This window comes from Alloalcanivorax mobilis, from assembly GCF_002864685.1.
Classification (GTDB): Bacteria; Pseudomonadota; Gammaproteobacteria; order Pseudomonadales; family Alcanivoracaceae; genus Alloalcanivorax; species Alloalcanivorax mobilis.
The window spans coordinates 1-17,593 of sequence record NZ_NMQZ01000018.1 but is presented as its reverse complement, the minus strand read 5'-3'; the positions used below and the strand labels follow the sequence as shown (position 1 = coordinate 17,593).

Genomic DNA, 17,593 nt, shown 5'->3' with positions numbered 1-17,593 from the left:
TGGCCTCAGGAACGCGGAATCGTCAGCGTCTGCCCGACCATGATCTGATCGCCGTTGATGTTATTGGCGCTGCGCAGGGATTGCTCGCTGACCTGATACTGCCGGGCGATGCCGGACAGCGTGTCACCGGGCTGGATACGGTACTGATCGCCGTTGCCGCTGCGCTGGGCGGCGAACCAGCTGCCCGGCGCCGGGTGGGTCTGGAAGTAGCGCTGCGTGCCATTGAGAATGGAGCGGGCGATTTTCTCCTGGTGGCTGGCGGAGCGCAAATTCTGCTCTTCCTGGCGGTTGGAGATAAACCCGGTCTCCACCAGCACCGACACCATCTCGGGCTCCTTGAGCACCGCGAAGGCGGCCTGCTCCACGGTCTTGCGGCCGCCGTGCAGGCGCGCCACGCCATCCAGCTCATCGAGAATCTGCCGGCCCAGGTACAGGCTGTGCGCCATCGAACCGCTCATGCGCATGTCCGCCAGCACACTGAGCAGGTTGGAGTCGTCTTTTTCTTCCTCGTAGACCCCTGCGACCTTGTCCGATTCGTTGGCGATTTTCGCCAGATAGCGGGCGCGGGCGCTGGTGGCGCCGCGATTGGACAAGGCGAACACGCTGGCACCGTGGGCGCTGGCGTCAGTGAAGGCGTCGGCGTGGATGGAAATAAACACGTCGGCGTGGTTTTCCTGCCGGGCAATGCGCCGGCGTTCCGCCAGCGGCACGTAGTAATCGCCGTCGCGCACCATCACTGGCTGAACACCCGGAGTCTTTTCCATCAGCGCTTTCAAGCGCTTGGCGATCTGCAGCACCACGTCTTTTTCGCGGGTGCCGCGCGGGCCATGGGCGCCCGGATCTTCGCCGCCGTGACCGGCGTCGATGGCAACGATCATGTCTCGGGGTTTGCCGCTGGCGGCGGGAGGCTGGCTGACCTGCTTGGTGGATTTAGGGTCCTTGTCGAACAGGTCCAACACCAGTCGCCAACCGTGCGGGTCCACCGGTTTGAGCAGGTTGGTGCGCGGCCGCACCGCCTCTTTGAGATCGAACACCACCCGGGTCAGGCCCTGGTGCTTGCCGACACGAATGTTTTCGATCGGGCTGTCCTTGTAATCCAGGCCGGTGACGTCGAAATTCAATTCGGCGTCGAGCAGATCCACCACCACCCGGTCCGGGTTGGCGAGCTTATCGAGCTTATGCTCCACCGGCGCCGGCAGGTCGAACACGATGCGGGTGGAATCCGGAGAGCGATGCAGGCGCACCGAATCGACCACCACGGCGGCGCGCGCGGCACCGCCCAGCAGCGCGCACACCGCCATCAGCAGGCCCAACCAGAGCCACTGGCGGGAGGCCGGATAACGCTTCAACGACATTTCAACGGCCATCGGCCCATTCCAGATTCGCATGTCTTCCCTGTCCCTCCACGGCCAGGGTCACAGTGAGGTCGGCGGCGGGGATCATGCCCTGCCCGCGCTGCGGCCACTCCAGCACGCACAGGGCGTGGCCGTCAAAATAATCGCGCACGCCAATGAACTCCAATTCCCGCGGATCGCCCAGCCGGTATAGATCGAAATGATAGATATGGACGCCGCCGGCCTCGTAGGGTTCCACCAGCGTGTAGGTGGGGCTCTTGACCGCGCCCTGATGCCCCAGGTGTCGCAGCAAACCGCGCACCAGGGTGGTCTTGCCGGCACCCAGTTCGCCCAGCAGATACACACACTGGCCGGCGCGCAGCGCCTCGGCCAGCTCCGCGCCCAGCGCCAGGGTGGCCGCTTCGTCGGCCAGCCAGCGGCGCTCAGTCCGTTTCTTTTCCATTCAACTCCCGGCGCAAAGGCGACAGTAAATCGGTGGCCAACAGGCCGCGCTCGCCCTCTTCGTGGGCGGCCCGGTCGGCGGCGCGGGCGTGCACCATGGCGCCCAGCGCGGCGGCCTGGAACGGCGCCAGCCCCTGAGCATACAACGCGGCGATCACACCGGTGAGCACGTCGCCCATGCCACCGCTGGCCATGCCCGGGTTGCCGTCGCTGATCAGGGCCGTGCCGGCCTCGCCGCGCACCAGGGTGCCCTGCCCCTTAAGCAGCACGGTGCCACCGTAGCGGGCGGCCAGCGCTTCCACGGCGGCGAAGCGATCCTGTTTGGCGAGCGCGCCGTGCTCACCGAGCAAACGTGCCGCCTCGCCGGGGTGCGGGGTGAGAATCCAGTCGTCACGGGCGTCCACCTTCCAGCTCGCCAGCAGGTTCAGGCCGTCCGCGTCGATCACCAGCGGCAGGCCGCTTTCCAGCACGCATTCCAGCAGAGCGCGCCCCCAATCGCCAGCGCCCAGCCCCGGCCCCACCGCCACCACCGTGGCCTTTTCCAGCAACGGCTTGAGCGCGTCGGCGCTGTCGACGGCGCGCGCCATTAATTCCGGCTGCCGCGCCAACATCGCCGGCAGGTGCTCCGCCCGGGTGGCCAGGCTGACCAGGCCAGCACCACAATGCCCAGCGGCCTGGGCGCTCATCAAGGGAGCACCGGCAAAACCGTGATCGCCCCCCACCACCAGCACATGGCCGAAATGGCCCTTGTGGGCGTCGCGGCGCCGCGCCGGCAGCCAATGGCGACGGTCCGCCGGCGTCGGCCGCCACACTGGCGCATCGATGTGCCGGTGCAGCCGCGCCGGCACGCCCAGATCGTCGAACCACAGTTCGCCGGTGCACGCCGGGCCGTCGCCGGTGAGCAGGCCGCGATTCACACCGATAAAGGTCAGCGTGCAGTCGGCGCGCAGCAGCGCCCCGCTGCTGGCGCCACTGTCGGCGCACAACCCGGACGGCACATCCACCGCCAGCACCGGTTTGCCCAAGCCATTCAGTGCCTCGATCAGGGCCCGTTCAGTATCGCGCAACGCACCGTTAAGACCGGTGCCGAGCAAAGCGTCCACCAGCAGCGGCGCCTGTTCGGGAAGTTGTCGCGGGGTCAGTGTGCGCATCGGTACGCCGGCATCACGGGCCCGTCGCGCCATGTGGGCGGCGTCGCCTTTCATTTGCGACGGCTCTTTGCGTTGCCAGATCACCGGTTCCAGCCCGGCCTGCCAGGCCAGCCGCGCCAGCACATAGCCGTCGCCGCCATTATTGCCGCCGCCGCACAGCACCGCCGGATTGCGCACCCCCGGCCAGCGCTGCAGCATCAGATCGAACGCCGCCTGGCCGGCCCGCTCCATCAGTTGCTCACCACTCAATCCCGCCTCACCGGCGAGGCGATCCAGTTCGCGGGTCTGCTCGGCGCTGTACAGTCGATCGGGCAAAACTCGGGTCGGCATCGGCGGACATCCTTTAACGACGGTGGCGATGAGAACCGTTAACACGGCTAAGCGGTTTCACACCAAAGTATCCATTTCATTTTTCATCGATTGATCTGCTGACACGCAACAGACTGCCTACGACATCGATGGTTGCATCAACTTACGACGATGGCGGCGGCCACTGCCTTGCTGTGTGAACAACGTTCAGAATGCGGATCTGATTTCCGACAATGTCGTAAACCATCATGTAATTTTCGTGTACCACGGTTTCCTGAGTACCAGGAACTCGGCCGACCCGCCCGCTCAGGGGATACTCAACCAAACGAGCGGATTGCTCCGAAAAAAGATCATCGAGGGCCATCGCCGCAAGCGGGTTCCTTTCCTCAATGTAATCGTAAAGATTCCACCGGTCTTCAATCGCTTCTTTTGTCCAAAAAATCTCCATCCTGTCCCCTTGTCAGATTTGCCCGGGTCGCAGCACGGCGAGCCGCGAAGCGGGCCTCCACATCCGCAACAGGCACCAGGTTTCCAGCGTCCGCCGATGCTCTCGACTGCTCCACTTTCGTGGTTAGCCAAGCGTCGTAATCCTCTGCTTGTTTTTTCTGGCGTATATAGGTCCGCATGAAATCGCGCAGGAGCTGAGCTCCGTTGCGATCATCAGCTCTAGCCAGCCTTGAAAACTCATGCTTCAGGTCTTCTTCGACCCGGAAAGTCATGGTGCTCATGGGCAGTCCTCGATGATTTATATCTTTTTAAATGTCTACCTAAGTTACTGATTTATAAATAAAAACCAATAGTGTTACCTAGGATGTGCATTGTAACACATCGCTTTTGAATGCGTCCAAGCCAGGAGTAACGGGCGCGCTCGCGCCTCTGGACAACACACCCACTTCTGTAAACAATATTGATTCTTATTCTTAAAGTCCGACCAAGCCAGCCGCCGCCAGCCTCCGTCCGGTTTTTTTGCTTGCCGCCTGGAGACCCTGGCATGAACGCATTGTTTTTACCCCGACGCGCCCCGGCGCGCGGTCACTCTCTGCTGTCTGGCGCCCTCGCCGGCGCCTTGCTTTGCCCGGCACTGGCCGCCGCCGAACAGCCTTACACGCTGGACAGCGTGGAGGTGTCCGCCAAACCCACCAGCAACACCACCGAAGACAGCGACACCTACATCATCGGCGTCATCGACAGCGCCAGCGGCCTGCAAGGCACGCCCCGGGAAACGCCGCGCTCGGTGTCGGTGATCACCCGCCAGCAGCTTGATGATTTCAATGCCACCGACACCCGGCAAGCGCTGAGCACCGCCACCGGCGTTACCGTGGAGGCCGCGGAAACCGACCGCATCTATTACACCTCGCGGGGTTTCGACATCAAAAGCTTCCAGATCGACGGCGTTAACCAGCCGCTGCTGGACGCTTCCGCCGCCGGCTCCTACATGAATTACGACACCGCCATTTACGACCACGTGGAAGTGCTGCGCGGCGCCAACGGGGTGATGGGCGGCACCGGCACGCCCTCGGCGACCATCAACTTCGTGCGCAAGAAGCCCACCTCGGAGTTTCAGGCCAGCCTCGGCGCCGGCTACGGCAGCTGGGACAAATACCGTCTGCAAGCGGATGTGTCGGGGGCGCTTAATAAGAACAAGACCGTGCGCGGCCGCTTCGTTACCGCCTATCAGGATGGCAACTCCTATCTGGACCGCTACAGCCAGGACCGCACCGTGGTCTACGGCGTGGTGGACATCGACCTCAGCGACCGCGACACCCTGACCCTGGGGCACAGTTATCAGGAGCAGCACGCCAACGCCCCAATGTGGGGCGCCTTGCCGATGCTCGACGCCAACGGCAATCAGCTTCGTTATCCTCGCCACGCCAGCACCTCGGCGGGCTGGACCTATTACGATGTCACCCTGAACAACAGCTTCGCGGAACTCACCCATTTCTTCGACAGCGGCTGGCAGGCGGTCGCGTCGCTGTCCTACACCGAAAACGAGGACGACAACGCCCTGCTGTATTTCGCCGGCGCGCCGGACCCGACCACTCCCGGCAGTGACCTTTACTACTACGCAGGCAGCTACCCGGACCGCACCACCTCCTGGCAGGGCGATGTGCGCGCCCGCGGGCCCTTTCGTCTGTTCGGCCGTGAACACCAGTTGCTGATGGGCGTCAACAGCTGGTACGAGAAAGACCGCCAGCTCAGCTACGACGCCGTCGATGCGGGCAGCGAACTGGGCGACCCCGACCAGTTGCTCAACGGCGATTTCCCGAAACCGCAATTCGAGCGTACCCCCGGGGCGGACATCTACGACAAGGCGAAAACCGCCTACCTGTCCACCCGCCTGAGCCTCACCGACCCGCTCAGCGTGACCCTCGGCGCACGCTATCTGGACTACCAAAGCGGCGGCCTGAGCTACGGTTCGGAAACCGCCACCCATGAAATCGATACCGCCCTGTTCGCCGGCCTGGTTTACGATCTCAGCCGCCATTATTCGGTGTACGCCAGCACCGGCCGCATCTTCCAGCCCCAGGCGGAAGTGGACGCGCAACGCCAGCGGCTGCCCTCGGCGGAAGGAGTCAGCAACGAACTGGGCCTCAAAGGTGTCTGGTTCGAGCAGCGGCTCAACGCCTCCCTGTCGGTGTTCGATACCCGGCAGAAGGACCTCGCCCTCGCCGACGGCACCATCCCCGGCAGCGCCGACACCGCCTACGCGCCCACCGACGTCACCAGCCGCGGCTACGAACTGGACGTGGCCGGCGAACTCACCGAGCAACTGGATATTTCCGCCGGCCTCTCCCAGGTGCGCGTGGAAAATGACCAGGGCGTGCGCGAGCGCCGTTACGTGCCCAAGCACCGTGCCCACCTGCTGCTGGCCTACGACGTCCCGCAATGGCAGGGCGTGCGGCTCGGCACCCGGCTGCGCTGGCAAAGCAAGGTGTCCTACACCAGCGCCCCGGGCATGACCTTCTCACAGGACGACTACACCCTGGTGGATCTGATGCTGCACTACGACATCAGCAAACACTGGAGCACCACGCTCAACATCAACAACCTCACCGACAGAAAACATCTGACCAGCCTGCTTTATGATCAGTCCTACTACGGCGAGCCACGCAACGTGAACCTGGCGGTGAACTGGAAGCTGTAACCGCTGCGCCGGCCCTGGCTTCGGCCCGGGCCGGTTGTCCCTCGCGGCAGCCGCCGCGCGAAATGCTACACTGCCGCCTCGCCGCCGGGCGCCACCGCCCGCCTCTCCGTTGTGACCGACTCAGACCGGAAATTTATGACTCACCGCGCCGCCCGCCACGACCTCCATGGCATTCATCTGGCCGCGCTGATGCTCGCCGGCACCGCGCTGTTCGCCAAACTGATTCCCCTGCCGGCGCTGGACATCACCGCGCTGCGCGGCGGCATCGCCGCCCTTGTCCTGCTGCTGGTGCTGCTGATCAGCCGTTCCCGCATTGCCCTGCCAAGCGCTCGCCACTATCTGGCGATGGCGGTGGGCGGCGTCATGTTCGCGATTCACTGGATGACCTATTTCAAGTCAATGCAGGTGTCCACGGTGGCGGTGGGCGTGGTGGCACTGCTCACCTTTCCGGTCATCACCACGGTGCTGGAACCCCTGTTCGAACGCCGCCTGCCCACCCGCGCGCGGATCGCCGCCGGCCTGGTGGTGCTGGCCGGCGTGGCACTGATCGGCCAGGACAGCGGCCTGGGCGGCAATGTGCCCCTGGGGCTCGGGCTGGGGGTGTTCTCCGCCACCATCTATTCGCTGCGCAACCTGCTGCAACGCCATTTCCTGCAAGGCGTTTCCGGCGCCCAGGTGATGCTCTACCAGAGCGCCATCACCGCCATGGTGTTCGCGCCGTTCGTCGGCGCCTCCACCTTGCAGGCGCCCCTGCCGGTGTGGGCCTTGCTGCTGTTGCTGGGCACCGTGTTCACGGCCGTGCCGCACACGCTGATTACCCATGGCCTGCGGCGTCTGAACGCCACCACCGTGTCGTTTGTGCTCGCCTTGCAAATCCCCTACGCCACCGTCATGGCCGCCGTGCTGCTGGCGGAAGTCCCTGGCCCGCTGGCCCTGGCCGGCGGCGCCCTGGTGGTGGCCGGCTCGGTGTACGCCACCGCCTCCGGCCAGCGCGCCCCGGCGCCGGTCGCCGCGGACCAACGCGAGCCCTGAGCCGGGCTGCTATGCTAGCGACCGCGACAGCCAACGCTCAGGACCCGTCCATGGACCTTGCCGACCTTAAACAGCGCATCGCCGATCAGGCCCTAACGCTGGGTTTCCAGCAAATGGGCGTGGCCGACATCGATCTGAGCCAGGCCGAGCAACGTTTGCAACAATGGCTGGCGGCGGGCTATCAGGGCGAGATGCACTGGATGGCCGCCCATGACGGCAAACGGTCACGCCCGGCGCAACTGGAGCCGGGCACCCTGCGGGTGCTCTCGTTCCGCATGGATTATCTGCCACCGGACACCCAACCGGTGAAGGTGCTGCGGCAAAAAGAAAAAGCCTACCTGTCGCGCTACGCGCTGGGCCGCGATTACCACAAGCTGATTCGCAAGCGGCTGGCGCGGCTGGCCGGCTGGATTCGCGAACAAGCGCAACAGAGCGGGCTGGCGCGCGCCTTCGTGGACAGCGCCCCGGTGATGGAAAAGCCCCTCGCCGCCAAGGCCGGTCTGGGCTGGCAGGGCAAACACACCCTGCTGCTTAACCGCGAAGCCGGCAGCTGGTTTTTTCTCGGTGAGATCTACACCGACCTGCCCCTGCCCATCGACGCCCCCGGCGAAGACCACTGTGGCAAATGCTCCGCGTGCATGACCGTGTGCCCCACCGATGCCATCGTCGCCCCCTACCAACTGGACGCCCGCCGCTGCATCTCCTACCTGACCATCGAACACCCCGGGCCGATCCCCGAGCCGTTACGGCCGGGCATCGGCAACCGCGTGTTTGGCTGCGACGATTGCCAGCTGATGTGCCCCTGGAACCGATTCGCCTCGCACACCGGCGAGCACGCCTTCCACCCCCGCCACGGCCTCGACGACCAGGAACTGGTGAGCCTGTTTCTGTGGGACGAAGCCACCTTCCTGGCGCGCACCGAAGGCTCCGCGATCCGCCGCGCCGGCTTTGAGCGCTGGCTGCGCAACCTGGCGGTGGCGCTCGGCAACGGCCCCGCCAGCGCGCGTGCCCTGGCCGCCCTGCGGCAACGCCGCGACCACCCTTCCGCGCTGGTGCGCGAACACGTGGAATGGGCACTGGCGCGGCTGGAACCGGCGTTCCCGTTGTAGGAGCAGGCCCAGCCAGCGACGGGTTTGATTTTGGCGTCTGGCGTCCGGCGTCTGGCGTCTGGCGTCTGGCGTCTGGCGTCTGGCCTCTCCTACGCGGCTCCGTAGCGGGCATGGCTTCGGGCACTCCGACTTCCGGATTTCCCACAAACCGTGTATGACTGTTTCATAAAACCCGTGTATGACTATTCCAGCGGCGCCAACAAGAAAGCCCGGCGCCGCCTGCACTGAAAACTGAAAACTGAAAACCGAACACTCAGGAAAAAAAGGCCCGCCCATGAAACTACGCGCTCTGTTTATTCTGCCCCTTGCCGTTGTTCTGCTTTCCGCCTGTTCGCAAGGCCGCAACGAAGCGGCTTCCTACCGCCATGCCATCTTCCATGTGATCGCCTGGCACTTCGGCACCCTGGGCGCCATGGCCAAGGGGGAGCAACCGTTCGACCAGGCCACCTTCGAGAAAAAAGCCAACATCCTCGCCGAGCTGTCCACCCTGCCCTGGGAAGGCTTCCAGCCGGATTCCGCCGAAGGCAGCGACGCCAAGCCGGCGATCTGGGAAAATCGCGCCGACTTCGACAGCAAAGCGGAAACCTTCCAGAACGAAGCGCGCACCCTGGCGCGGCTGGCCGGCGAAGGCGACCAGCAAGCGATGTTTTCGCAGGTCGGCGAAGTCGGCAAAGCCTGCAAGGCCTGCCACCAGGAATATCGTAAAGACTGACGCTGGCACGCTTGCACGCTTGCACGCTACGACAGTGCGACCTGCATCGCTTGCGGGTTCGCAGAACCGTTTTTGCGCACCCGCAGGCGCCGCAGAATCGGGTTTTGACTTAGCGTGCAAGCGTGCTGCGTGTTGCGTGCAAGCGCTCAACTCACCAGCAGCCAGACCGCCGCGCCGGCGGCCAGGGCCAGCAACAGCGCCCGCCAGAGTGGCGCGAACGGCTCGTCGGTGTCGCCGGCGGCGGCGCGTTTGCGGCCGGTGATCATCGCCAGGGTCAACGGTTCGCCCAACACCCGGTGCGCCAGCACCGCGGCAATGTGCACCCCGGCGAGAATCAGCAACAGATCAAAGTTGAGGTGGTGGACGCTGGTCAGCCAGCCGGCGGTGGACGAGGACACCGTGTTATTGAGGGGGCCATCGATGCTGATGTCGTCGCTGCTGAACAGGCCGGTGACGGTCTGCGTTAACAGTGACGCCAGCAGCACCAGCACCATCCAGCCACCCAGAGGGTTATGCCCGGACGCCGGTGTGACCCGGCGTGCCAGCACAGCCCGGGCATAGCCCCAGACCCGGCGCGGTGGCGCCACGAACGAGACAAAACGGCTGTGCCGCGAGCCCCACAGCCCCCACAGCACCCGGAAAATCAGCAGCGCCAGCAGGGTGTAGCCGGCGCGCATGTGCCAATGCATCAGCTCGTCGCTGGCGCCGCCGGAATACCACATGAACGCGAACAGCCCGACCAACAGCCAGTGAAACAATCGGGTGGGCAGATCCCACACCCGGACCTTTTCGCTCCTGCTCCCGCTTCCGCTCCCGGCAGACGCCATGCTTTTTCTCCCTGACGATTATTCTTGAATCAGATGCTCACGGTAATAACCGAGTTCCATGATTGATTCGCGAATGTCATCCAGCGCCAGGTGTTTGTTTTCTTTTTTCAAGCCCGCCAGGATCTCCGGCTTCCAACGCCGCGCCAGCTCCTTGAGGGTGGACACGTCCAGATTGCGGTAATGGAAGAAGGCTTCCAATTCCGGCATGTAGTTGGCCAGGAAACGGCGATCCTGGCAGATGCTGTTGCCGCACATCGGCGACATGCCCGCCTCCACATGGTCGGCCAGAAACGCCAGCGTGCGCGCCTGCGCCTCGGCTTCATCGACGCCGCTGGCGCGCACCCGATCGACCAGCCCGGAGCCGGTGTGGTGCTCGGTGTTCCATTGATCCATGGCCGCCAGGCGTTGATCGCTCTGATGCACCGCCAGCACCGGCCCTTCGGCGAGCACATTCAGGTGGGCGTCGGTGACGATGGTGGCGATCTCGATGATGCGGTCCTGGCTCGGGTCCAGGCCGGTCATCTCCAGGTCAATCCAGATCAGGTTGTCGCGCGAGGGCGTGCTGTGGGCATCGGTCATGGGCGTCTCGGTTAGGAAAAAAACGATACAGGATGCAGGATACAGGATTCAGCGCGGGGGAGGACCGGGTGGCGATCCCAGCCATGCCCGCGCACGCAGGTTAATAAAACATTCCTGCTTCCACGGCGCTGGTGCGCGGAGCAAGATGCCCGACCGTCCCGGCGGCCTGGTTCGCGCTATATCCTGCATCCTGTATCGCCTTTGCCCTGTATCCTGCATCCTGTATCGTTCTTTCCCCTTTCATCGGCGGCAATGCCTCTGTGAGCCCATGGCAAAACGTAAACTGAATCGCCAACAACGCTGGCGGATCGAGAAGATCCAGGAAGAGCGGCGCCAACGGGCCCAGCGCAAGGTGGAGCGGGACCATCCCGTGGCCAGCGCCCTGGGCGATGAGCAGACCGGCGTGGTGGTGGCGCATTTTGGCCAACAGGTGCTGGTCGAAGCGGACGCCGGCGAGCGCCGCCGTTGCCATTTCCGCGCCACCCTGGAGCAACTGGTGGTCGGCGACCGGGTGATCTGGCAGGCGCCGCGCAGCGAGGGCGATGGCGTGGTCACCGCGCTGTCACCCCGGGTGACCGTGCTCAAGCGTCCCGATAACTACGGCAATCTCAAGCCGGTGGCCGCCAACGTGGCGCGCCTGCTGGTGGTGTTCGCGCCTCGGCCGACCCCCTCCACGGCGCTGCTGGATCGCTACCTGGTGGCCGCCGAGTTGTCTGGCATCGAAGCGCTGTTGGTGCTCAACAAAGCCGACCTGATGGACGACGACAACCGCGACCTGCTGGCGCGCATCGACACCCTGTACCGCGATCTGGGCTATCCGGTGATCCACGCTTCGGCCCGCGACGGCCAGGGCCTGGATCAGTTGAACCAGGCCCTGGCCGGTCACACCTGCGTGTTCGTGGGTCAGTCCGGGGTGGGCAAATCCTCACTGATCAACGCGGTGCTGCCGGAGGCGGAGTTGGACGTGGGCGCCCTGTCGGAAGTGTCGGGGCTGGGCCAGCACACCACCACCACCGCGCGCCTGTTCCACCTGCCCGGCGGCGGCGATCTGATCGATTCCCCCGGGATTCGCGAATTCGGCCTGTGGCACATCAGCGAAGAAGAGCTGCTGCACGGCTACCGGGAACTCTCCGAGCTGGCCGGCCATTGCCGCTTCCGCAATTGCACCCACCGCCACGAGCCCGGCTGCGCCCTGCGCGAGGCCGCCGAGAGCGGCCAGGTGAGCGCCGAGCGGCTGGCCAACTTCTTCCAGATCGCCGACACCCTGGATGAAGAGGGCCGCGCCCGCTATCAGAGCTGACCCCACGCCGGCGGCCCGCCTTTACCTGCCGGCTTGCTCGACTACAATGGGCCGACCCGCAGCGACGATGATTCCGCCATGACCGCACCCCTGCCGCTTCTGCTTGAACCCGAGGAACTGGCCCGGCACCTGGACGATGCCAATCTGCTGATCGTTGATCTGAGCAAGGGTCAGGTGCACGACCAGGCCCACGTGCCCGGTGCCATTCATCTGGATTTCAAGCGGCTGCTGGCCGGCAATCAGCCGGCCCCCGGGCTGTTGCCCGACGACGCCCGGCTGTCCAGCCTGTTCTCGGAGCTGGGGCTGACCCCGGATACCCAGGTGGTCGCCTACGACGATGAGGGCGGCGGCTGGGCCGCGCGCCTGCTGTGGACCCTGGATGTGATCGGCCACAAAAAGTACGCCTATTTGAATGGCGGCATCCACGGCTGGCTGGCCGCCGAGCTGCCCACCGACAGCGAGCGGCACCAGCCCGAAGCCAGCGACTACACCGTCGGTGAACACGACCCCGTCCCTTCGGTGGACCTGGACCACGTCTGGCGGCACTACCGCGACCCGGACACGGTGATCTGGGACGCCCGCTCGGAAGAGGAATACGCCGGCGTGCGCGCGTTCGCCCAGAAAGGCGGCCATATTCCCGGCGCCCGCCTCTACGAGTGGACCAATGCCATGGACAAACACAGCAACCTGCGCGTGCGCGACCGCGAAGAAATCCGCCGCGAACTGGCCGCTCTCGGTATTGAGCAGGACAAACAAATCATCACCCACTGCCAGACGCACCACCGCTCCAGCTTCACCTGGCTGATCGGCAGGATTCTCGGCTTCGACAACATCCGCGGCTACCCCGGCTCCTGGTCGGAATGGGGCAACCACCCGGACACGCCGTTTGAGAAATCTGACTAGGTCTGACGTCTGACGTCTGACGTCAAAAATTTACCCCGTCTTTTTTTTAGCGTCCGACGTCAGACATCCGACGTCAGACGCTTCACCCACCCGAGGCTTTCCCTTGACCACCCTAAAACAAAAACTGTTCATCGCCGTGCAATATCTGGTTCCCCAGCACCTGCTGTCCCGTTTGGTGGGGTGGGTGGCGCGCAGTGAGATTCCGTGGCTCAAGACCACCTTTATTAATACCTTTATCCGCCGCTTCGGGGTCGATTTGAGCGAAGCGGAGATCGAGGACCCGGATCGCTTTGACCACTTCAATGCTTTCTTTACTCGGGCGCTCAAGCCCGGCGCGCGGCCCATCGCCGAGGCGGCGGACGCCATCGCCTGCCCGGCGGACGGCACCGTCAGCCAGCTCGGCGCCCTGCGCGGCGGCGATCTGTTGCAGGCCAAGGGGCGTTACTATTCGCTGTTCGAGCTGCTTGGCGGCGACGGCCAACTGGCCGCGGAGTTCGCCAACGGCCATTTCGCCACCGTCTATCTGTCGCCGAAGGATTACCACCGGGTGCACATGCCCTTTACCGGCACCCTGCGCGAAACCCGCTACGTGCCGGGCGCGCTGTTTTCAGTGAACCAGACCACCGCCGAAAACGTGCCGCGCCTGTTCGCCCGTAACGAACGGCTGGTCTGCGTGTTCGATACCGAAGTGGGGCCAATGGCGGTGGTACTGGTGGGGGCGATGATCGTGGCCGGCATCGAGACCGTGTTCGCCGGCCAGGTAACCCCGCAACCCCACGCCATCACCCACACCGACTACCGCAACCCGAAGCCCATCACCTTGCAAAAAGGCGACGAACTGGGCCGCTTTATGCTCGGCTCCACCGCCATCGTGATCTTCGCCGAAGGCGCCGCCCGCTTCGATCCCGCTCTGAACGCCACCTGCCCGGTGCGCATGGGGCAGCAGATGGGGACAGTGGGGTGATAGGCATCGCGCTGGACGCTAGACGCTAGACGCCGGACGCTCAACCCCGGCTCTGAAAGCTTTAGCGTGTTTCCTGCAATGCCCTTGCAGAAAAGAACCAAACATCTCAGCGGCGGGTTAAAGCGTCCCGCGTCCGGCGTCCGGCGCCCCCAATAATTCCTCTTGCCGGCCGCCACGAATCGTCCTATAAATCGCCATCCCCGCCGCTGGTTTTTGACGCCTTGAAACTGGTTACCTTCGATCCCTTCCGCACGCTCGGCTTGCCCGGTGTCCGTTACATCAAGCCCGAGCACATGGCGACTCAGCGCGACGAATTGGCCGACGCCGATTGGCTGTTGTTTCCCGCCTATTGGCAACTGCACAGCTTGCACTACGTGCTGCGCCGCCCGATTTTTCCGAGCCTGGCCAGCTATCACCTGGGACACGACAAGGTCGAGATGACCCGTGCCCTGCGCCTGGCCTGCCCGGAACACGTGCCGGACACCGAGATTCTGGGCGCCAATCATCAGGGCATCAGCCAGTTGCTGGACACCTGGCGTTTCCCGTATGTGGCCAAGCGGGTGCGCTCCAGCCAGGGCGAGGGCGTGTTTCTGATCGAGAACCGCCAGCAGTTGCTCGATTACGCCGCCCACACCGAGGTGCTCTACATTCAGAAGTTGCTGCCGATCGTGCGCGATCTGCGCGTGGTGGTGGTCGGCCGGGAAATCGTCGCCGCCTATTGGCGCGAGGGCGAGAGCTTCCACAATAACGTGGCGCGCGGCGCCCGCGTGCGCACCGATCTGCCGGTGCCGGAGGCGGCGGTGGAGATGGTGCGCGCCCTGGCGGCGCGGCTGGGCATCGACCACGCCGGCTTCGACGTGGCCTGGGTGGACAACTACCCGTATCTACTGGAATTCAACCGGCTGTTCGGCAACCGTGGCATTCCTGATCTGCCGCAGCGCATCGGCCACGCCATGCGCGCCTACCTGCTCGGCGAGGACGTTCCCTCCTCACCGTTGTCGCCGTCACCGTTGTCGCCCTCGCCGGTTTCCCCTTCACCGCTGTCGCCGGCGCCCATCACCCGCTCCGCCTGAGTGCGCAGCAGCGTTTGGTAGCGGTGCGCCAGCTGCTCCACTGGCTGCAGGCGCACCTGGCGCTCGCCGGACGCCACCACCAGGGCCCGCTCGCTCTGGTAGAGCGCTTTCACATCGAGCTCGGCGCGGGTCAGTTCGGTGTCCGGCACGTGCAGCCGGCCGGGCACCCCGGCCACGCACAAGGCCCAGCTTTCGGTGTCGTCGAACTGGCTACTGATCAACGCTTTGAATTCCAGCGCCGGCGCCCGGTTGGACTTGCGCCTCGGGCCCTGTAAACGGGCCACCCTGAGGAACAGAAGCCCGGCACACAGCGCCGAAAAGGCGCTTGCCGACAACGGCTCGGCGCTGAAACGAACGCGCGCGCGGCCGCCCACCTGGGCCACCACTTCACCGCCGTACAAGGTCGCCACCTGGCTCAGCAGATCGCGGTAATCGGCGAGCAGCGCCTGCAGCGCGCCGCGCGTATAACGTTGCTCGAAATGGTCGAAGTTGACCACGCTGAGGCGCAATTCGGTGACCGGTGCCGGCGGCGCCACCGGCGCCTCCGCGACACGACGGAACGCCGGGGCCGCGGCCTCCTCGCCGGCCGGCACCGCCGGCGCTGGCGGCGCGCGTTGCAAACGGCGCCGGATCAACTCGGCGGCCACCCGCAGCAGCAACAGCCCGACCACCACCAGCAAAAACCCGGCTTCCAGATGTTGGCGGGGCTTCAGTGGCGCCGGCGCCGCCAGCACCACCGAGCCGGCCAGCTCGCCGTCGGGCAGGGCCACCGGCACTTCCACGCTCACCAGCCCGGGCTCCGGCTCACTGCCGGTCACCGTCTCGCGGGCGGTATTGAGAAAACGCACCGAGGCCACCGGCGCCATCGCCTGAGTCTCGCGGGCGATCACGTTCAACCCGATGAGATCGTCGCTGGCCAGCGATTCGGTGGCGCGCAGCGCGGTCTGATGGGCCAGCGCCTGCAACTGCTCGCGCTGCTGTGCCTCAAGACGGCTGGAAAAGTGCTCGAGAAAATAGACACCCACCACCAACGCCATCAGCAACATCAGCGCCAACTCGATCAGCAGACGCTTTTCCCGCCGACACCGTTCGCCGCTAAAATAACCCAGCCATTGTTGCCAGACAGACATGCCGGAAAATCCTTGTTCCACGAAGTGGCGGCAGTATAACCCGCGCCGCGCCGGGCGTACCGGCGATTGCGCACGGGAGTATCGATTGCCGGTTTTCTGCTACTCTATGGCCCGCGCAGCCCGCCGCAGCAACAGACTTTCAGGAGCTCCACCCGTGCGAGAGATCACTCTGATCCAGGTATCCGGTAGCGACCGGCCCGGCCTGACCGCGGCCTTTACGCGGATTCTTGCCCGCTACCATTTGAACATTCTCGATATCGGTCAGGCGGTGATCCACGACACGCTGTCGCTGGGCATTCTGGTGGAGGTGCCGCCGGCGGCGCAGGCCTCGTCGCTGCTCAAGGACCTGCTGTTCGAAGCCCACAAACGCAACATTTCGGTGCGCTTCCGGCCGATCGACGAGGACCGTTACGAAGAGTGGGTGTCCGGCCAGGGCAAGGACCGCCACATTATTACCCTGCTGTCACGCAAGATCACCGCGGAGCAACTCTCCGACGTCACCACCGTGGTCGCCGAAAACAACCTTAACATCGATTCCATCACGCGCCTCTCCGGCCGCGTGCACCTGGAAGGCGAGAGCGACGGCAATACCGACACCCGTGCCTGCGTGGAAATCTCGGTGCGCGGCGCGCCCAAGGATTCCGCCGCCATGCGCGCCGCGTTTCTGGGCATCGCCAACGAACGCAATCTGGACATCGCCTTCCAGCGCGACAGCGCCTTTCGCCGCAATCGGCGGCTGGTGGTGTTCGATATGGACTCCACCCTGATCCGTTCGGAGGTGATCGACGAGCTGGCCACCGAAGCCGGCGTCGGCGAAGAGGTAATCAAAATCACCGAGCGGGCGATGCGCGGCGAGCTCGATTTCAACGAGAGCTTTCGCGCCCGCGTGGCGCTGCTCAAGGGCCTCGACGAAGGCGCTCTGGAACGGGTGCGTCAGCGCATTGAACTGACCGAGGGCGCCGAGCGCCTGATCACCACCCTGAAAGCCCTGGGCTACCGCACCGCCATTCTCTCCGGCGGCTTCACCTGGTTCGGCCACTGGCTGCAATCGCTGCTGAGCATTGATTATGTGTTCGCCAACGAGCTGGAGATCCGCGACGGCAAGGTCACCGGCGAGGTCGCCGGCACCATCGTCAACGGCGAGCGCAAAGCGGAATTGATGCGCGAGATCGCGCACCGCGAGGGCATCAATCTGGAGCAAGTGATCGCCGTCGGCGACGGCGCCAACGACCTGCCCATGCTCGGCGCCGCCGGCCTCGGCATCGCTTTCCGCGCCAAACCCCTGGTCAAGGAAAACGCCGAACACTCGATCTCCACCCTGGGCCTGGACGGCATTCTTTATCTGGTCGGCGTACGCGACAAGGATCAGGCGGAATTGCTTAAATAAAGCGGCGCCACCACAACGCGGCATGATGAACACAAGGCTGCCGCGCTGTCGGCTGAACGGCAGTTAAAAGTTAAAAGTTAAAACGCGGACCAGGGCCAACTTGGCGGCGAATCCGTGCCCGCGTTTCAGGGAAGGTCACCGCCACATCCTTGCCCCGTGTATCCCGCCCCCCCCCC

General features: G+C 64.7%; 17 protein-coding genes. 9 read left to right on the top strand and 8 right to left on the bottom strand.

Annotation, left to right across the window (positions count from 1 at the left end; all coding sequences use genetic code 11):
• Positions 1-5 precede the first annotated feature (5 nt).
• The 5 genes from CGS25_RS10435 to CGS25_RS10415 form a co-directional block, all read right to left on the bottom strand.
• Positions 6-1,388, bottom strand: a complete 1,383-nt coding sequence (locus CGS25_RS10435) for an N-acetylmuramoyl-L-alanine amidase (protein ID WP_332872156.1) — start codon at positions 1,386-1,388, stop codon at positions 6-8.
• Entirely contained in the window at positions 1,357-1,797 is a 441-nt protein-coding gene (gene tsaE / locus CGS25_RS10430) for a tRNA (adenosine(37)-N6)-threonylcarbamoyltransferase complex ATPase subunit type 1 TsaE (protein WP_089033499.1), read from the bottom strand. The genes CGS25_RS10435 and tsaE overlap by 32 nt, the downstream gene beginning before the upstream one ends.
• Positions 1,778-3,277 carry an NAD(P)H-hydrate dehydratase gene (locus CGS25_RS10425; RefSeq protein WP_089033500.1) on the bottom strand — a complete coding sequence of 500 codons (1,500 nt, stop codon included), beginning with the start codon at positions 3,275-3,277 and terminating at the stop codon, positions 1,778-1,780. The genes tsaE and CGS25_RS10425 overlap by 20 nt, the downstream gene beginning before the upstream one ends.
• A gap of 142 nt (positions 3,278-3,419) precedes the next feature.
• Entirely contained in the window at positions 3,420-3,704 is a 285-nt protein-coding gene (locus CGS25_RS10420) for a type II toxin-antitoxin system RelE/ParE family toxin (RefSeq protein ID WP_101675413.1), read from the bottom strand.
• Positions 3,673-3,984, bottom strand: a complete 312-nt coding sequence (locus CGS25_RS10415) for a CopG family ribbon-helix-helix protein (protein WP_232802354.1) — start codon at positions 3,982-3,984, stop codon at positions 3,673-3,675. The genes CGS25_RS10420 and CGS25_RS10415 overlap by 32 nt, the downstream gene beginning before the upstream one ends.
• A 263-nt stretch (positions 3,985-4,247) precedes the next feature.
• Between CGS25_RS10415 and CGS25_RS10410 the strand changes: the two genes are divergently transcribed.
• The 4 genes from CGS25_RS10410 to CGS25_RS10395 all read left to right on the top strand — a co-directional run bounded on the left by CGS25_RS10410 (position 4,248) and on the right by CGS25_RS10395 (position 9,254).
• Positions 4,248-6,401, top strand: coding sequence for a TonB-dependent siderophore receptor (locus CGS25_RS10410; protein WP_089033503.1), 2,154 nt, complete (start codon positions 4,248-4,250; stop codon positions 6,399-6,401).
• Positions 6,402-6,536: 135 nt separating this feature from the next.
• A complete protein-coding gene (locus tag CGS25_RS10405) occupies positions 6,537-7,433 on the top strand; it encodes a DMT family transporter (RefSeq protein WP_101675411.1) in 897 nt (298 codons plus the stop codon).
• A 50-nt stretch (positions 7,434-7,483) separates the two neighbouring features.
• Positions 7,484-8,542, top strand: coding sequence for a tRNA epoxyqueuosine(34) reductase QueG (gene queG / locus CGS25_RS10400; protein WP_101675410.1), 1,059 nt, complete (start codon positions 7,484-7,486; stop codon positions 8,540-8,542).
• Between the two features lie 274 nt (positions 8,543-8,816).
• Positions 8,817-9,254: a c-type cytochrome gene (locus CGS25_RS10395; RefSeq protein ID WP_101675409.1), complete on the top strand. Its 438-nt coding sequence runs from the start codon at positions 8,817-8,819 to the stop codon at positions 9,252-9,254.
• A gap of 146 nt (positions 9,255-9,400) precedes the next feature.
• On the opposite strand, the gene CGS25_RS10390 is transcribed toward CGS25_RS10395, so the two are convergent.
• Positions 9,401-10,033 carry a cytochrome b/b6 domain-containing protein gene (locus CGS25_RS10390; RefSeq protein ID WP_198588755.1) on the bottom strand — a complete coding sequence of 211 codons (633 nt, stop codon included), beginning with the start codon at positions 10,031-10,033 and terminating at the stop codon, positions 9,401-9,403.
• Positions 10,034-10,099: 66 nt separating this feature from the next.
• Positions 10,100-10,660, bottom strand: coding sequence for an oligoribonuclease (orn, locus tag CGS25_RS10385; protein WP_101675407.1), 561 nt, complete (start codon positions 10,658-10,660; stop codon positions 10,100-10,102).
• A gap of 268 nt (positions 10,661-10,928) precedes the next feature.
• Between orn and rsgA the strand changes: the two genes are divergently transcribed.
• The 4 genes from rsgA to CGS25_RS10365 all read left to right on the top strand — a co-directional run bounded on the left by rsgA (position 10,929) and on the right by CGS25_RS10365 (position 14,900).
• Complete coding sequence (rsgA, locus tag CGS25_RS10380; protein ID WP_089033509.1) at positions 10,929-11,960, top strand: small ribosomal subunit biogenesis GTPase RsgA; 1,032 nt, start codon at positions 10,929-10,931, stop codon at positions 11,958-11,960.
• 78 nt (positions 11,961-12,038) lie between these two features.
• A complete protein-coding gene (locus CGS25_RS10375) occupies positions 12,039-12,863 on the top strand; it encodes a sulfurtransferase (protein ID WP_101675472.1) in 825 nt (274 codons plus the stop codon).
• Between the two features lie 103 nt (positions 12,864-12,966).
• Complete coding sequence (gene asd / locus CGS25_RS10370; protein ID WP_101675406.1) at positions 12,967-13,827, top strand: archaetidylserine decarboxylase; 861 nt, start codon at positions 12,967-12,969, stop codon at positions 13,825-13,827.
• Between the two features lie 221 nt (positions 13,828-14,048).
• Positions 14,049-14,900: an ATP-grasp domain-containing protein gene (locus CGS25_RS10365; RefSeq protein WP_198588754.1), complete on the top strand. Its 852-nt coding sequence runs from the start codon at positions 14,049-14,051 to the stop codon at positions 14,898-14,900.
• Here CGS25_RS10365 and CGS25_RS10360 read toward each other — a convergent pair.
• Positions 14,789-16,030: a hypothetical protein gene (locus CGS25_RS10360; RefSeq protein WP_198588753.1), complete on the bottom strand. Its 1,242-nt coding sequence runs from the start codon at positions 16,028-16,030 to the stop codon at positions 14,789-14,791. The two genes, CGS25_RS10365 and CGS25_RS10360, sit on opposite strands and share 112 nt — an antisense overlap.
• A gap of 154 nt (positions 16,031-16,184) precedes the next feature.
• On the opposite strand from CGS25_RS10360, the gene serB reads away from it, so the two are divergent.
• Positions 16,185-17,417: a phosphoserine phosphatase SerB gene (gene serB / locus CGS25_RS10355; protein ID WP_101675405.1), complete on the top strand. Its 1,233-nt coding sequence runs from the start codon at positions 16,185-16,187 to the stop codon at positions 17,415-17,417.
• Positions 17,418-17,593: the final 176 nt, after the last annotated feature.

What these genes read in the sequence shown, in the direction of transcription:
- CGS25_RS10425 (WP_089033500.1), bottom strand. Translation starts at nt 3,277, where the DNA reads ATGCCGACCCGAGTTTTGCCCGATCGACTGTACAGCGCCGAGCAGACC.
- CGS25_RS10410 (WP_089033503.1), top strand. Translation starts at nt 4,248, where the DNA reads ATGAACGCATTGTTTTTACCCCGACGCGCCCCGGCGCGCGGTCACTCT.
- orn (WP_101675407.1), bottom strand. Translation starts at nt 10,660, where the DNA reads ATGACCGATGCCCACAGCACGCCCTCGCGCGACAACCTGATCTGGATT.
- CGS25_RS10395 (WP_101675409.1), top strand. Translation starts at nt 8,817, where the DNA reads ATGAAACTACGCGCTCTGTTTATTCTGCCCCTTGCCGTTGTTCTGCTT.
- CGS25_RS10435 (WP_332872156.1), bottom strand. Translation starts at nt 1,388, where the DNA reads ATGCGAATCTGGAATGGGCCGATGGCCGTTGAAATGTCGTTGAAGCGT.
- rsgA (WP_089033509.1), top strand. Translation starts at nt 10,929, where the DNA reads ATGGCAAAACGTAAACTGAATCGCCAACAACGCTGGCGGATCGAGAAG.
- CGS25_RS10360 (WP_198588753.1), bottom strand. Translation starts at nt 16,030, where the DNA reads ATGTCTGTCTGGCAACAATGGCTGGGTTATTTTAGCGGCGAACGGTGT.
- queG (WP_101675410.1), top strand. Translation starts at nt 7,484, where the DNA reads ATGGACCTTGCCGACCTTAAACAGCGCATCGCCGATCAGGCCCTAACG.
- CGS25_RS10405 (WP_101675411.1), top strand. Translation starts at nt 6,537, where the DNA reads ATGACTCACCGCGCCGCCCGCCACGACCTCCATGGCATTCATCTGGCC.
- CGS25_RS10375 (WP_101675472.1), top strand. Translation starts at nt 12,039, where the DNA reads ATGACCGCACCCCTGCCGCTTCTGCTTGAACCCGAGGAACTGGCCCGG.
- tsaE (WP_089033499.1), bottom strand. Translation starts at nt 1,797, where the DNA reads ATGGAAAAGAAACGGACTGAGCGCCGCTGGCTGGCCGACGAAGCGGCC.
- CGS25_RS10415 (WP_232802354.1), bottom strand. Translation starts at nt 3,984, where the DNA reads ATGAGCACCATGACTTTCCGGGTCGAAGAAGACCTGAAGCATGAGTTT.
- CGS25_RS10420 (WP_101675413.1), bottom strand. Translation starts at nt 3,704, where the DNA reads ATGGAGATTTTTTGGACAAAAGAAGCGATTGAAGACCGGTGGAATCTT.